Source organism: Streptomyces sp. NPDC001920 (assembly GCF_053594495.1).
Window position 1 is genome coordinate 422,003 of the sequence record NZ_JBSFEP010000003.1, and the last position, 14,691, is coordinate 436,693.

Annotated in this window: 14 protein-coding genes and 1 riboswitch; of the genes, 8 read left to right on the forward strand and 6 right to left on the reverse strand. The window is 72.0% G+C overall.

The genetic code is table 11. From position 1 onward, the window contains the following. Positions 1–19: 19 nt before the first annotated feature. The 3 genes from pdxR (at position 20) to ACWCPI_RS07165 (ending at position 3,216) form a co-directional block, all read left to right on the forward strand. Positions 20–1,456, forward strand: a complete 1,437-nt coding sequence (gene pdxR, locus ACWCPI_RS07155; protein WP_451037124.1) for a MocR-like pyridoxine biosynthesis transcription factor PdxR — start codon at positions 20–22, stop codon at positions 1,454–1,456. Between the two features lie 202 nt (positions 1,457–1,658). Next, positions 1,659–2,015: a hypothetical protein gene (locus ACWCPI_RS07160; protein ID WP_451037125.1), complete on the forward strand. Its 357-nt coding sequence runs from the start codon at positions 1,659–1,661 to the stop codon at positions 2,013–2,015. Between the two features lie 16 nt (positions 2,016–2,031). After that, the gene (locus ACWCPI_RS07165; protein ID WP_451037126.1) at positions 2,032–3,216 is read left to right on the forward strand and encodes a glutathionylspermidine synthase family protein; all 1,185 of its coding nucleotides are present in this window, start codon (positions 2,032–2,034) and stop codon (positions 3,214–3,216) included. 87 nt (positions 3,217–3,303) lie between these two features. Here ACWCPI_RS07165 and rocD read toward each other — a convergent pair whose 3' ends face one another. Then, complete coding sequence (rocD, locus tag ACWCPI_RS07170) at positions 3,304–4,518, reverse strand: ornithine--oxo-acid transaminase (protein ID WP_451037127.1); 1,215 nt, start codon at positions 4,516–4,518, stop codon at positions 3,304–3,306. A gap of 162 nt (positions 4,519–4,680) precedes the next feature. Further along, positions 4,681–4,783: riboswitch (ZMP/ZTP riboswitch) on the forward strand. 31 nt (positions 4,784–4,814) lie between these two features. Between rocD and ACWCPI_RS07175 the strand changes: the two genes are divergently transcribed. Beyond that, positions 4,815–6,263 (forward strand): glycine hydroxymethyltransferase, encoded by a 1,449-nt coding sequence (locus tag ACWCPI_RS07175; RefSeq protein WP_451037128.1) that lies wholly within the window; start codon positions 4,815–4,817, stop codon positions 6,261–6,263. A gap of 147 nt (positions 6,264–6,410) precedes the next feature. On the opposite strand, the gene ACWCPI_RS07180 is transcribed toward ACWCPI_RS07175, so the two are convergent. The 3 genes from ACWCPI_RS07180 to ACWCPI_RS07190 all read right to left on the reverse strand — a co-directional run bounded on the left by ACWCPI_RS07180 (position 6,411) and on the right by ACWCPI_RS07190 (position 8,852). Then, positions 6,411–7,100: a hypothetical protein gene (locus ACWCPI_RS07180; RefSeq protein ID WP_451037129.1), complete on the reverse strand. Its 690-nt coding sequence runs from the start codon at positions 7,098–7,100 to the stop codon at positions 6,411–6,413. 119 nt (positions 7,101–7,219) lie between these two features. Then, complete coding sequence (locus ACWCPI_RS07185; RefSeq protein WP_451037203.1) at positions 7,220–8,053, reverse strand: hypothetical protein; 834 nt, start codon at positions 8,051–8,053, stop codon at positions 7,220–7,222. 196 nt (positions 8,054–8,249) lie between these two features. Then, entirely contained in the window at positions 8,250–8,852 is a 603-nt protein-coding gene (locus tag ACWCPI_RS07190) for an RNA polymerase sigma factor (protein ID WP_451037130.1), read from the reverse strand. An 89-nt stretch (positions 8,853–8,941) separates the two neighbouring features. Here ACWCPI_RS07190 and trpS point away from each other — a divergent pair, with 89 nt between their 5' ends. Together trpS and ACWCPI_RS07200 are read left to right on the forward strand one after the other, a co-directional pair. Continuing rightward, entirely contained in the window at positions 8,942–9,955 is a 1,014-nt protein-coding gene (gene trpS / locus ACWCPI_RS07195) for a tryptophan--tRNA ligase (protein WP_451037131.1), read from the forward strand. Between the two features lie 222 nt (positions 9,956–10,177). Continuing rightward, entirely contained in the window at positions 10,178–10,756 is a 579-nt protein-coding gene (locus ACWCPI_RS07200; RefSeq protein ID WP_451037132.1) for a 2'-5' RNA ligase family protein, read from the forward strand. A 130-nt stretch (positions 10,757–10,886) separates the two neighbouring features. Here the strand turns inward: ACWCPI_RS07200 and ACWCPI_RS07205 are convergent, their stop codons facing one another. After that, the gene (locus ACWCPI_RS07205) at positions 10,887–11,642 is read right to left on the reverse strand and encodes a decaprenylphospho-beta-D-erythro-pentofuranosid-2-ulose 2-reductase (RefSeq protein ID WP_451037133.1); all 756 of its coding nucleotides are present in this window, start codon (positions 11,640–11,642) and stop codon (positions 10,887–10,889) included. A gap of 24 nt (positions 11,643–11,666) precedes the next feature. Then, positions 11,667–13,022: an FAD-binding protein gene (locus tag ACWCPI_RS07210; protein WP_451037134.1), complete on the reverse strand. Its 1,356-nt coding sequence runs from the start codon at positions 13,020–13,022 to the stop codon at positions 11,667–11,669. A 133-nt stretch (positions 13,023–13,155) separates the two neighbouring features. Between ACWCPI_RS07210 and ACWCPI_RS07215 the strand changes: the two genes are divergently transcribed. Beyond that, a complete protein-coding gene (locus ACWCPI_RS07215; protein ID WP_451037135.1) occupies positions 13,156–13,692 on the forward strand; it encodes a phosphatase PAP2 family protein in 537 nt (178 codons plus the stop codon). Then, positions 13,685–14,677, forward strand: coding sequence for a decaprenyl-phosphate phosphoribosyltransferase (locus ACWCPI_RS07220; protein ID WP_451037136.1), 993 nt, complete (start codon positions 13,685–13,687; stop codon positions 14,675–14,677). The genes ACWCPI_RS07215 and ACWCPI_RS07220 overlap by 8 nt, the downstream gene beginning before the upstream one ends. Positions 14,678–14,691: the final 14 nt, after the last annotated feature.

A 14,691-nucleotide genomic window follows, 5' to 3' on the forward strand; every position in this document is an offset into this window, starting at 1 on the left:
AGGAGTATGGTCCACTTCCATGGCGAAACCCTGGGCCACTTTGGGCATCGACCTCCACCTGGAACCGGCGGGTAGCGGCCTGCGCCGGGGACTGACCGACGCCCTGCGCGACGCCGTCCGCACCGGACGCCTCGCACCGGGCACCCGGCTGCCGTCCTCCCGCTCCCTCGCCGCCGACCTGGGCATCGCCCGCAACACGGTCGCCGAGGCCTATGCCGACCTGGTCGCCGAGGGCTGGCTCACCGCCCGCCAGGGCTCGGCCACCCGGGTCGCCGACCGCACGGTGACGCCGTCGCCCGACGCCACCGCGCCGCCCCGCACACCCGCCCCGGGCCGTGGCCACGCCCGCACACTCGCCCCGCCCCGCCGGGAGCGCCCCCGCCCCGCCCACGACCTGGTCCCCGGCACCCCCGACCTCTCCGTCTTCCCCCGCACGGAATGGCTCAAGGCGGCCCGCCGCGCCTTCCTCGGCGCCCCGCACCAGGCCCTCGGCTACGGCGACCCGCGCGGCCGCCCCGAACTGCGCACCGCCCTCGCCGGCTACCTCGCCCGTGCCCGGGGCGTGCGCGCCGACCCCGCACACGTCGTCGTGTGCGCGGGTTTCGTACACGGCCTGCAACTGCTCGGCCGGGTCCTGCGGGCGCGCGGCGCGGCCACGATCGCGGTGGAGTCCTACGGCCTGCCTCCGCACTGGAAGCAGCTGACGGCGGCCGGTCTGACCACCGCCCCCCTGCCCTTCGACGAACTCGGCACGGATCCGGCCGCCCTGACCGACGAGGGGGCCGTCCTGCTCACCCCCGCCCACCAGTTCCCCATGGGCGTGCCCCTGCACCGCGACCGCAGGGCGACGGTGGTCAACTGGGCGCGCCGCACCGGGGGCCTGGTCCTGGAGGACGACTACGACGGGGAGTTCCGCTACGACCGCCAGCCCGTCGGCGCGCTCCAGGGCCTGGAGCCCGACCACGTCGTCTACCTGGGCACGGCCAGCAAGTCCCTGGCCCCGGGGCTGCGCCTGGCCTGGATGGTGCTGCCGCCGACGCTGGTGGAGGAGGTGACGGCGGCGAAGGGCGGCACCGACACCTGCGGCGCCCCGGACCAGCTGACCCTGGCCGAGTTCCTCACCTCCGGCGCCTACGACCGGCACGTCCGCGCCGCCCGGCTGCGCTACCGGCGCCGAAGGGACGCCCTGGTAAGGGCGTTGGCCGCCCAGGCCCCGCACCTGGAGGTCACCGGCATCGCGGCCGGACTGCACGTCCTGCTGCGTCTGCCACCCGGGACGGAGCAGTCCGTGGTCCAGGCGGCGACCTGGCAGGGCCTCGCCCTGCACGGCCTGACGTTCTTCCGCCACGAGGCCGCCACGACAGACCCGGCGGACGCCTTGGTCGTGGGGTACGGGACCCCACCGGACCATGCGTGGGCGGGGGCCCTGGAGGCGCTGTGCCGGGTGCTGCCGTGACCTGCCGGGCGCACGACGCGCACTACCGGATGTGCGCAACAGTGCAGATCACTTCAAAGAGCACAAAGCGACTGCGGGGTGAGGGGGTTGACGGGGGGCCTCGCGCGCCTCTCGATCGTCGATCCTTAGGCTGTCGACCGAAAATCGCATGGATCGCTCGGGTGGCCGGGTGATCGTGAACGGAACATCGGGGGAGTCGCACATGGCAGAGACACGGCGCAGGCTGCGTTCGAGCACGGTCGTACTCGGCGGCATGGGGGTCATGGCGGCGGCCCTGACCTCCTGCGGCTCGGACCCCGACCGCCGCTGCGTGGACCGCGACAGCTACACCTACGAGGGCTACAAGGTCATCGCGGACAAGAACTGCAAGTCCGGTTCCACTTCCAGCTCCTCGTACTCCAGGGGCGGCAAGAAGACCCGGTCCGGCGGCTCCGACGCCGCCTGGTACTACGACGCCGACGTCTCCGCGGGCCGCGCCGACTACGGCACCTTCAGCCGCAGCGAGGCCGTCGACCGGGGCGGCTTCGGCTGCTCGGGCTCCGGCAGCGGCGGCGGCTGAGCGGGGAGACGGACCGATGGAGCGCCGCACTGTCGAGCCTCGCCCCGGCTGGCAGCAGACCGTGGAAGAGCAGGGGCTCATCTACCCCCTGACCCGCCACCCCGACAACTCCCTGCGCCCGTACTGGGACGAGAGCGCCCACTATGTCTTCTCCCTGGCGGAGGTCGAGGCGCTGGAAGAGGTCGTCGAGGAACTGCACGGCATGTGCCTGACGGCAGCCGAGCACATCGTCGCCCGCGACCGCTTCGCCGACCTCGGCATCAGCGACCGGCGCGTCGCGGACGCGGTCGCCGAGTCCTGGTGCCGCCGCGCCGAACTCCCCTCCCTCTACGGCCGCTTCGACCTGCGCTACGACGGCACCGGCCCGGCGAAGCTCCTGGAGTACAACGCGGACACCCCCACCTCACTGGTGGAGGCCGCCTCACCGCAGTGGTTCTGGATGGAGGAACGCTTCCCCGGCGCCGACCAGTGGAACTCCCTGCACGAACGCCTCGTCGCCGCCTGGAAGAAGCAGTCCGCCCTTCTCCCGCCGGGCAGCCCCCTGTACTTCGCGTACTCCTCCGCCGACGAACTCGGCGAGGACATGATGACGGTCGCCTATCTCAAGGAGACCGCCGAGCAGGCGGGCCTGGACACCGGTTGGATCTCCATGGAGGAGATCGGCTGGGACCGCCTCTCCGGCCGCTTCGTCGACACCCGGCTCCGCTTCATCCGCAGCTGCTTCAAGCTCTACCCCTGGGAGTGGCTCACCACCGACCGCTTCGCGGACCACGTCCTCGACACCCTCGACAACGGCGGCGGCACCGGCACGACCCTGTGGATCGAGCCGGCCTGGAAGATGCTCCTCAGCAACAAGGCACTCCTCGCCATCCTCTGGGAGCTCTATCCGGACCACCCCAACCTCCTCCCCGCCTACCTCGACGGTCCGAGGGAGCTGGCGGGCACCACGGGCTACGTCGCCAAGCCCCTCCTGGGAAGGGAGGGCGCCGGAGTGACCGTGCACGAGAAGGGCACCGAGCCCGTCACACGCGACGAGCCCTGCTGCTACCAGCAGCTGGCGCCGCTGCCCGCCTTCGACGGCCATCACGTCGTCCTCGGCGCGTGGGTCGTCGAGGACGAGTCGGCGGGCCTCGGCATCCGTGAGTCGTCCGGCCTGATCACCGACGAGTACGCGCGCTTCCTTCCCCACGTGATCCTCTAGACGGACAGCCTGCCGCAGAGCCGAGCCGAGCCTGGCTAGGCAGGGCCGGGCCGAGCCGAGCCGAGTGCGTGCCGCCAGCCCACCGACTCACACCCCGAGCACCCCCCGCAGCTGGGCGAGCCCCCAGTCCAGGTCCTCCTTCCCGATCACCAGAGGCGGCGCGATCCGGATCGTCGCCCCATGGGTGTCCTTCACCAGCACCCCCCGCTCCAACAGCTTCTCGGAGACCTGCCGGCCCGTGCCGTAACGCGGGGCGATGTCGACGCCCGCCCACAGCCCACGCCCACGTACCGCCGTCACCCGCCCCGTCCCGGCCAACGCGCCCAGCTCCCGCAGCAGATGCTCACCGAGCTCCGCCGCCCGCTCCTGGAACTCACCCGTCCGCACAATCGCGATCACCTCCAGTGCCACCGCACAGGCCAGCGGGTTCCCGCCGAACGTCGACCCGTGCTCCCCGGGCCGGAACACCCCCAGCACATCCGCCGACGACACCACCGCCGACACCGGCACGACCCCGCCGCCGAGCGCCTTCCCGAGCACATACACATCCGGCACCACCCCTTCGTGCTCGCACGCGAAAGTACGACCCGTGCGTCCGAGCCCCGACTGGATCTCGTCCGCCACGAACAGCACGTTCCGCTCCCGCGTCAGCTCCCGCACCGCCGGCAGATAACCGGTCGGCGGAACGAGCACCCCCGCCTCCCCCTGGATCGGCTCCAGCAGCACGGCGACGGTGTTCTCCGTCAACGCCTTGCGCATCGCCGTGAGATCCCCGTACGGCACGATCTCGAAGCCCGGCGTGTACGGGCCGAAGTCCGCCCGCGCCTCCGAGTCGGTGGAGAAACTGATGATCGTCGTCGTACGGCCGTGGAAGTTGTTGCCCGCGACCACGATCTTCGCCATCTCCGCCGGCACTCCCTTGACCCGATACCCCCACTTCCGCGCGGTCTTCACGGCCGTCTCCACCGCCTCCGCGCCCGTGTTCATCGGGAGCACCATCTCCATGCCGCACAGCTCCGCGAGCTGCTCGCAGAACGCTGCGAACCGGTCGTGGTGAAACGCCCGCGACGTCAGCGTCACCCGCTCCAGCTGCGCCTTCGCCGCCGTCAGGATCCGCCGGTTGCCGTGCCCGAAGTTCAGCGCCGAATACCCGGCCAGCAGATCCAGATACCGCCGCCCCTCCACATCCGTCATCCATGCCCCGTCCGCCGTCGCCACCACGACCGGCAGCGGCTCATAGGTGCGCGCGGTGTGCGCCTCGGCGGTGGCGATCAGGGATTCGGTGGTGCTCGACGTACTCACGGGGCTCTCCGTTCCGCCACCACGAGGGCCCGCGCTGCGGCGGTCCCGGGGCTTGTGGCCACTGTCCATTTCCGACCGTTCGAGTGCTTTGCGGCCCCCTTCCTATCGTTGCTCGCATGGTGGACGCGGCACCATGCCGCGTCGGCGCGCCCGGTAGGCTGATCGACGGGCCGTGACTGGCGCGCTGGGATGGGACCGACCATCGGGGAGCGGCCCACTGGACCCTCTCGTCCAGCACCGAGTGCCGTGCGCCTGGGCCGTACCGTGATCGCTGTACACGACGTCCGGAGGTCCCCATGTCAGCCGAGCCCCTCTCCACCGAGTCCACCGCCTTCCGCTCCGCCCTCGACGTGATCCGCGCCGTCGAGCCGCGCGTGGCCGACGCCATCGGCCAGGAGGTCGCCGACCAGCGCGAGATGCTCAAGCTGATCGCCTCCGAGAACTACGCCTCCCCGGCCACCCTGCTGGCGATGGGCAACTGGTTCAGCGACAAGTACGCCGAGGGCACCGTCGGCCGCCGCTTCTACGCCGGCTGCCGCAACGTCGACACGGTCGAGTCCCTCGCCGCCGAGCACGCCCGCGAGCTCTTCGGCGCCCGCCACGCCTACGTCCAGCCCCACTCCGGCATCGACGCCAACCTCGTCGCCTTCTGGGCCGTCCTCGCCGCCCGCGTCGAGGCCCCCGCCCTGGAGAAAGCCGGTGTCCGCCAGGTCAACGACCTCTCCGAGGCCGACTGGGCCGAGCTGCGCCGGGCCTTCGGCAACCAGCGCATGCTCGGTATGTCCCTGGACGCCGGCGGCCACCTCACCCACGGCTTCCGCCCGAACATCTCCGGCAAGATGTTCGACCAGCGCTCCTACGGCACCGACCCCGCCACCGGGCTGATCGACTACGACGCCCTGCGTACCTCCGCCCGCGAGTTCAAGCCGCTCATCATCGTCGCCGGCTACTCCGCCTACCCCCGTCTCGTGAACTTCCGGATCATGCGCGAGATCGCCGACGAGGTCGGCGCCACGCTCATGGTCGACATGGCCCACTTCGCCGGGCTCGTCGCCGGCAAGGTGCTCACCGGCGACTTCGACCCGGTCCCGCACGCCCAGATCGTCACCACCACCACCCACAAGTCGCTGCGCGGCCCCCGTGGCGGCATGGTCCTGTGCGACGACTCGCTCAAGGACCAGGTCGACCGCGGCTGCCCGATGGTCCTCGGCGGCCCGCTCCCGCACGTCATGGCCGCCAAGGCCGTCGCCCTGGCCGAGGCCCGTCAGGAGTCCTTCCGCGACTACGCCCAGCGCATCGTCGACAACTCCCGGGCGCTGGCCGAGGGCCTCATGCGGCGTGGTGCCACCCTGGTGACCGGTGGCACGGACAACCACCTCAACCTGATCGACGTCGCCTCCTCCTACGGCCTCACCGGCCGCCAGGCCGAGGCCGCCCTTCTCGAGTCCGGCATCGTCACCAACCGCAACGCCATTCCCGCGGACCCCAACGGCGCCTGGTACACCTCCGGCATCCGCATCGGCACCCCGGCCCTGACCACCCGTGGCCTGGGCACCGCCGAGATGGACGAGGTCGCCGCCCTCATGGACCGCGTCCTCACCACCACGGAGCCCGGCACCACCAGCAAGGGCGCTCCCTCCAAGGCGCAGCACGTGCTCGACCCGAAGATCGCCGACGAGATCTCGCGCCGCGCCACCGACCTCGTGGCCGGCTTCCCGCTGTACCCGGAGATCGACCTGGGCTGACGGCCCGCGGGTCGACCTGCAGGTCCAGGGCGGCCCGGGGCCCTGCGTTATTCACGGATCCGTCAGCCGTGGCGCTGCTCCTGCCGTGGCGGTCCGGCCACTCGCCGGGCCGCCGCTCCGCATGACCGCGCCGCCTGCCGATTCCCGTCACGCGTCCAGCAGTTCCTGCCGCGGTCCCGTTTCACGGCGGCGCAGCTTCGCCGGTATCCGTGACACGAACGGCCGCAGGACCAGGGCCAGCACCGCTCCGGCCGCAGCGCCGGGAAGCGCCCACCATCCGTCGGTCCCCTCGTCCGCCCGGGTCACCGGGGTGCCGGCCGCCGGGGCCACCGGGGCCGTCGTGTCGGCCGGGCCGCCGCCTGTCCGGGCCGGTGCCGGGGCCACCCCCGAGGGGCGTTCACTTGAGGCTCCCATGACCCCCAGTTCCTTCAGCAGCTGCCGGAGCTGGGCGGGCTTGTGGGCGCGATGCCAGAGACCGTCGAAGGAGCCGGTCGGCTTTGTCGTGGTGTGCACCCATATGTTCCGGCTGTCGGCCGCCAGGTACACATAGTCGACCCGCCAGGGGGTCACATCGTGGATCAACCAGGTGACATTGATCTGGCGGGAGGACTCCAGAACGGCCTCCGGGGGCTTGGTGCGCGTCCCCTCGCCCCCGCCCAGAAGCCGCTGCAGCTCTTCGTACTCCTTGTCGTCGTAGTGCAGCGACGCCGTTTCCCCACTCCCCGGCGACACCACGAGCGCGCTCGTCGGCCCTCCCGCAGGGGCGGGCGAGGCCGCCACCACGACCAGAGCCAGACTCGCCGCCAGCGTCCCCGTCCACGCGGTCAGTCCCCGCACCAAGTCTTTCCACCGGCGCATCCGAACCCCCGAAGCAACTGATCCGTGCGACCCGTCACCGGGCCGCCTGTCACTTCTGGTACACCGCCCGGCCCCTCGGGGTTCCCACTTCGCGCGCCTCAATCGGGCCAGGCCGTCGCAGACCCGGCCGCCCCGCCCGCGACCGACTCCGCGATCTCCACCGCGCGCTCCCTCGGCTCCACGCCCTCCAGCCGGAGCGTGACCACACCGTCGCCGTCCGAGGAGGTCCACAGCAGGGTCGGCCCGGCTGTGCGCTTCTGCCATGTGTAGTGACCGCCGTCCGGATCCACCAGCGGAAAGCTCAGCAGGTGCGGCCGGGGGAACCACAGCACCGGGTCCGGCACCTCGTCGACCTGAGCGCCACCGATCGGGGGCAGCACCACCGGTTGCTCGCGGACCCCCTTGATGAAGGTGGGGTCCAGCCGCGCCCGGAACTCGTCCAGCCGTACCGTGCCCCCGCGCTCGCGCCAGCACAGGCTCACCAGGGACCGGCCCTGCGGCAGCCTGCTCACCGTCGCCGCGTCCGGCGTCCCCAGCGCCTTGGGCACCACGGGCCGGAAACCGGCCCGCCGCTCGATCTCCGCCGGCGACACCGAGCGGCCGCAGCCGGGGGTCCCGGCGCCGGGCGACGGCACCGCGGACGGGTCGTACCGCACCTCGACCCCGGCGACACCGAACCAGTCGAGGACCGCCGCCCGCACCGGGGGAGTGAGCGCGAGCACGGTCAGCAGGCCGCACAGGGCCGCGGTCAGCGACCGCCACCGCGCCCGCGTCCAGCGCCGCACCGCCCGCAGCCGCTCTGCGGCGCCCGGCCGCTCGGCCACCGGAACCGGCACCTGCTCGGCGAGTAGCTGTCCCAGCACCCGCTCGACCATCGTCTCGGCGCTGTCCGCCGCACCCGGCGGGTCCAGTGAACGCCCGAGAGCCCGCAGCTCCTGCGGAAGCCGCGCCGCAGCCGAACGACCCTCGTGATCGCCGGGGCCCTCACTGCCGAGGTGTCCGCCCTGCCCGCTCGGACCGCCGCCGCTCCTGGCGCCGTCGCGCTCGTACGCGCGCCGCCCGTCACCGCCGTGCCTGCCGTCACCGCCGTACCCGCCGCGTCCCTCACCCTGGGACGGCTTCCATCCGTCACTCACGCTCATCACCCCCTTCCCGAGGCTGAAAGCCCGGCAGCAGACGCTCCAGCTTGCGCAGGGCGCGGTTCAGCCGGGACTTCACCGTGCCCCGTGGCCAGCCAAGGGCCTCGGCCGTCTCGGACTCGTCCATCTCCAGGAGATAGCGGTAGGTGACGACCAGGCGGTGCTCCTCGCTGAGCCTGCCCAGGGCGGCCCGGAGCGCGGCGCGGCGCTCTATCTCCAGCGCGGCCACCGCCGGGTCCGCCGACTCCGGTATCAGCGGTGCCGCCTCCACGAACGCGGCCTCGCGACCGGCGAGCGTGCGCTGCCGTGCCGCCGTGCGCACTGTGTTCCTCGTCTCATTGGCGACGATCGCCAGCAGCCAGGGCTTGAACGCCGAGCCGTCCTTGAACCGGCCCAGCGAGCAGTACGCCTTGACGAAGGCCTGCTGCACCACGTCCTCCGCGTCCGCACCCGCCCCGAGCGCCGCGGCCGCCCTGAGCGCGATGCCCGTATGGGCCCGCACCAGCTGCGCGTACGCCTCCGGCTCCCCGGCGCGTACACGTGCGATCACCGCAGCCTCATCGACGATGCGGCCCCCCTCCCGCGTCCTCACACCTTTGTTACACCGCCGGGGACGGATCGGTTCCCACCTGTTTCCGACCAGTTCCAGCCCGCCCCCCGGAACCTGAGAGAATGGTGAGCATGGCCTCTGATCGTCCCCGCGTGCTCTCCGGAATCCAGCCCACCGCAGGCTCGTTCCACCTCGGCAACTATCTCGGTGCCGTCCGCCAGTGGGTGGCTCTCCAGGAGACCCACGACGCGTTCTACATGGTCGTGGACCTGCATGCGATCACGATTGCGCAGGATCCGAAGGAGCTGCGCGCCAACACCCGCCTGGCGGCCGCCCAGCTCCTCGCGGCCGGACTCGACCCCGAGCGCTGCACGCTCTTCGTTCAGAGCCACGTTCCCGAGCACGCCCAGCTCGCCTGGATCATGAACTGCCTCACCGGCTTCGGCGAGGCGTCCCGCATGACGCAGTTCAAGGACAAGTCCGCCAAGCAGGGCGCGGACCGGGCCTCGGTGGGCCTGTTCACGTACCCGATCCTTCAGGTCGCGGACATCCTGCTGTACCAGGCCAACGAGGTCCCGGTCGGTGAGGACCAGCGCCAGCACATCGAGCTCACCCGCGACCTCGCCGAGCGCTTCAACGGCCGTTTCGGGCAGACCTTCACCGTCCCGAAGCCGTACATCCTCAAGGAGACGGCGAAGATCTACGACCTTCAGGACCCGGCGATCAAGATGAGCAAGTCGGCGTCCACGCCGAAGGGCCTGATCAACCTGCTCGACGAGCCCAAGGCCACCGCGAAGAAGGTCAAGAGCGCGGTCACCGACACCGAGACGGTCATCCGCTACGACGTCGTGAACAAGCCGGGCGTCAGCAACCTGCTCACCATCTACTCGACCCTCACGGGCACGGGAATCGCGGAACTTGAGCAGAAGTACGAGGGCAAGGGCTACGGTGCGCTCAAGACGGACCTCGCCGAGGTCATGGTCGAGTTCGTGACGCCCTTCCGGGAGCGCACCCAGCAGTATCTGGACGACCCGGAGACGCTGGACTCGATCCTGGCCAAGGGCGCGGAGAAGGCGCGGGCCGTCGCCGCGGAGACGCTGTCCCAGGCGTACGACAAGGTGGGCTTCCTGCCCGCCAAGCACTGACGCCCACCGCGGCACGCGGTGGCACACAGCGGCCGGAACACCGCTGTACCACCGCACAGCGCTGCACATCACTACGGTTGCGCCTGCCCGCAGCACAGCCGTGGCCGTACAGTCGATAGCCGGGTGGCCGTTTCGGCGGCCGCTCGCGCGCACCGACGCACGAGCTCACAACAGGACGAGCTCCTCGACAGACGAGCTCACCGACAGACGACAGGAGACGACGTGGGGACCGTAACGATCGGCGTGTCGATCGCGGTCCCGGAGCCTCACGGCAGCCTGCTCCAGGAGCGGCGCGCGGGCTTCGGCGACGCCGCGGCTCACGGCATCCCCACGCATGTCACGCTGCTGCCGCCGACCGAGGTCGACGCCTCGCTGCTGCCCGCCATCGAGGCGCACCTCGTCGACGTCGCGGCCGCCGGGCGCCCCTTCACGATGCGGCTGTCCGGCACCGGAACCTTCCGGCCTCTGTCGCCGGTCGTCTTCGTCCAGGTCGTCGAGGGCGCCGAGGCCTGCACCTGGCTGCAGAAGCAGGTCCGCGACGCCTCCGGGCCCGTGGCGCGCGAACTGCAGTTCCCCTACCACCCGCATGTCACGGTCGCGCACGGCATCGACGAGGCGTCGATGGACCGCGCCTTCGAGGAACTCGCCGACTACGAGGCGCACTGGGCCTGCACCGGCTTCGCCCTCTACGAGCAGGGCGCCGACGGTGTGTGGCGCAAGCTCAGGGACTTCGCGTTCGGCGGCGCGGTGGTGCCGCCGCAGGCGGGTCATGTGGAGCGCGGGTCGATTCCCGCGAACTGAAGGGCCGACCGCAAGGCGATGCCCCGCTCGGCCGTGGATCGTCCGCGGTGCCGTGCGGCCGGCCGCGCCGTTCCCCGCGCCCCGGGGCGTCGCCGGCCCGTGGCCTACCACGAGGCCGGGCCGTCGAGGCTCAGATCGGCAGCCGTCGGAACAGCCCTCGCGGTAGGTGCCGAAGCGCCGCCATCACCATCCTGAGTGACCCGGGCACCCACACCGTCTCCGAGCGGCGGCGCAGTCCGACCTCGATCGCCGTCGCCACCGCTTCCGGGGTGGTCGACAGCGGGGCTTCCGGCAGGTCTGCCGTCATCTTCGAGCGCACGAAGCCGGGACGTACGACCATGACGTGGACGCCCGTGCCGTGCAGTGCGTCGCCCAGACCCTGGGCGAAGGTGTCGAGGCCGGCCTTGCTGGAGCCGTAGATGAAGTTGGCGCGACGGGCCCGTTCACCGGCGACCGAGGAGAGGACGACGAGTGAGCCGTGGCCCTGGGCCTGCAGGGCGCCCGCGCTGACCAGGCTCGCCGACACGGCCCCGGTGTAGTTGGTCTGGGCGACGCGCACCGCGTTGAGCGGCTCGCGTTCGTCGCGCGCCTGGTCGCCGAGGACCCCGAAGGCGAGCAGCACCATGTCGACGTCGCCCTCGGCGAAGACCTTGCCGAGCACCGCCTCGTGGGACTCGGGGTCGAGCGCGTCGAAGGGCACGGTGTGCACGTCGGCTCCCAGGGCGCGCAGTTGTGCCGCGGACCGCTCCAGGGCGGGCGACGGGCGGCCCGCCAGCCGGACCGTACGGGTACGGCGGGCGATCAGGCGGCGTGCGGTGGCCAGTGCGATCTCGGACGTACCGCCGAGGACGAGCAGGGATTGCGGGAGGCCGAAGGCGTCCTTCACGACAGCTCCTTGATGATCCGGGTGTCAAAAGCCGAGGCGGCGGGCCAGGTCGGACATGAAGACCCCGCGCGGGTCGAGTTCCGCGCGCAGTGCGCGGAAAGCGTCCAGGCGGGGGTACATCGCGGCCAGCAGCTCGGGGCGCAGCCGGGAGTCCTTGGCCAGATAGACGCGTCCGCCGGCCGCGGCCACCTGTTCGTCCAGCTCGTCCAGGAGGACGGCGAGGCCGGGCAGTCCGGCCGGGATGTCGAGGGCCAGCGTCCAGCCGGGCACGGGGAAGGAGAGCCAGCCGGGGTCGGCGTCCCCGAAGCGCTTGAGGACGGCCAGGAACGAGGGGCAGCGGTGCTCGCAGATGCGCCGCACGATCCGGCGCAGGGTGTCCTCATGGCCGTGTCCGACGACGAACTGGTACTGCACGAAACCGCCCGGGCCGTAGATCCGGTTCCAGTGGGGCACGCCGTCCAGGGGGTGGAAGAAGGCGGAGAGCGTCTGCAGTTCACCTGTACGCGCGCGTGGCGCCCTGCGGTACCAGAGCTCGTTGAACCAGCCCACGGTACGGCGGCTCAGCAGTCCTGCCGGGAGGAAGGCGGGCGCGGCGGGCAGTCGGGAGGGACGGAAGGCGAGAGGGTCCCTACGCGCGCGCGTGCCCTCGCGCAGTGCCTCCAGGGGTGCGTGGTCGCCGCGCGTGAGTACCGCGCGCCCGGTGGCCGCGCCCCGCGCCAGCAGGTCGATCCACGCGACCGAGTAGCGGTAGTGGTCGTCGCCGGCGACCAGGCGTGCCATCAGGTCGTCGAGGTCCCGCGCGCGCTCGGTGTCGACCGACATCAGCGAGGTCTCCACCGGCTGGAGCCGGACCGTCGCCGTCAGGATCAGGCCGGTCAGGCCCATGCCGCCGGCGGTCGCGTCGAACAGGGGGGTGCCGCGGCGGACCATGCGGACCTCGCCGTCGGCGGTGAGGAGCTCCAGCGACAGCACGTGCCGGGAGAAGGAGCCCGAGACGTGGTGGTTCTTGCCGTGGATGTCGGCCCCGATCGCGCCGCCGACGGTGACATGGCGGGTGCCGGGCGTCACCGGCACGAACCAGCCGAGCGGCAGCAGCACCTCCATCAGCCGGTGCAGGGAGACACCCGCGTCGCACAGCACGGTGCCGCCGGCGACGTCGATGGCGTGGATACGGTCCAGTCCCGTCATGTCGAGCACGGTGCCGCCCGCGTTCTGCGCCGCGTCCCCGTACGCCCGTCCCAGGCCCCGCGCGATGCCCCCGCGGACCCCGCAGTCCCGGACGGCGGCCGCGGCCTCCTCGTACGTCCGTGGACGGATCAGACGGGCGGTGGTGGGGGCGGTGCGGCCCCATCCCGTGACGGAGGCGGTCTCGGCAGGCATGTCGGCGACCGTAGTGCCGATGGATGAGCGACTACTTCTGAAACATGCCTACTCTCCCCGAAATGGGTGATTAATGGGATGTCGCTCTATATTGCCGTAATTCTGGCGTGGTCGGCGTGAACAGTGAGTCCACATGGATCACCTCGACGACATGGACCACCGAAGCCTTCGGGGCGCGGACCGGCGAATCCTTTCGGCGCTCCATGCCCACGGCAGTGACCCACGCGTCGCGACCGCCGCGCGGACCCTGTCGTGGGCGGGTGAGCACGGAGCGCTCTGGCTCGCGGCGGGCCTCGCGGGAGCGGCCGTGGACAGCGGAAGACGCGGCGCCTGGCTGCGTGGCGCGGCGCTCACCGTGGGAGCCCACGTCGTCAGCATGGGGGTGAAACGGGTGGTGCGGCGCCCCCGCCCGACGCATGTCCAGCCCCTCGTGCGCACCGCCGGCCGGCACTCCTTCCCCAGCTCCCACGCGACCTCCGCAGCGGCAGCCGCCGTCGCCTACGGCACGCTCGGCGCGTACGCGATCCCGCCGCTCGCGGCCGCGGTGTGCCTGTCACGCCTGGTCGTCGGCGTGCACTACCCCTCCGACGTGGCGGCGGGCGCGGCCCTCGGGGCACTCACGGCATCCGTCGCAACGGGCTGGATGAGGCGGGGGAGCGCCCATGACTGAGACGGCGCCCTTCGCCGGCGCGGCGCGCACCAGGCAAGCGGCGCTCCACGGGCAGCGCACGCCCACGCGAGGTGCTCCGCCACCGCCCCGCAGAGGCGGCCCTCGCGCGCTCCTCGCCGGGCTGCTCAGAACCGCTCGTCCCAGGCAGTGGGTCAAGAACACGCTGGTCGCCGCGGCCCCGGCCGCCGCCGGCCGGCTCTTCTCGATCCACGCTCTGACCCAACTCGCCCTCGTCTTCGTCCTGTTCACCGCCTGCGCCGCCGCCGTCTACCTGATCAACGACGCGCGCGACGCCGAAGCGGACCGCGCGCATCCCACCAAGCGTCACCGCCCGGTCGCCGCCGGCCAGGTGCCCGTGCCCGTCGCGTACGCGGTCGGCGGCGCCCTCGCCGTCCTCGCTCCCGTCGCCGCTGCCTGGTCGACCTCGCCCGCCGTGGCGGCGCTGCTGACGGCGTACATCGGCATGCAACTGGCCTACTGCGTCAGCCTCAAGCACGTCCTGGTCGTCGATCTCACCGTCGTCACGACCGGGTTCCTGATGCGGGCGATGGTCGGCGGGTTCGCGCTCGCCATCCCGCTGTCGCGCTGGTTCCTGATCACGACCGGGTTCGGTGCGCTGTTCATGGTGGCGGCCAAGCGCTACTCCGAAGCCGTGCAGATGGCCGGGAAGGTGGGCGCCACGCGCGCGTTGCTGACCGAGTACACGACCGGATACCTGCGCTTCGTCTGGCAGTTGGCGGCCGGGGTCGCCGTCCTCGGGTACTGCCTGTGGGCGCTGGAGGAGGGCGGCGTCCCGCACACGGGCGTACTGCCCTGGCGCCAACTGTCCGTGGTCGCCTTCATCCTCGCGATCCTGCGCTACGCCGTCTTCGCCGACCGCGGCACGGCGGGCGAACCGGAGGACGTCGTCCTGCGCGACCGCGCCCTCACCGTCATCGGGGTGGTGTGGCTGGCGATGTACGGGCTGGCGGTGGCCGATTGGTAGGCACGCGCGCGTGG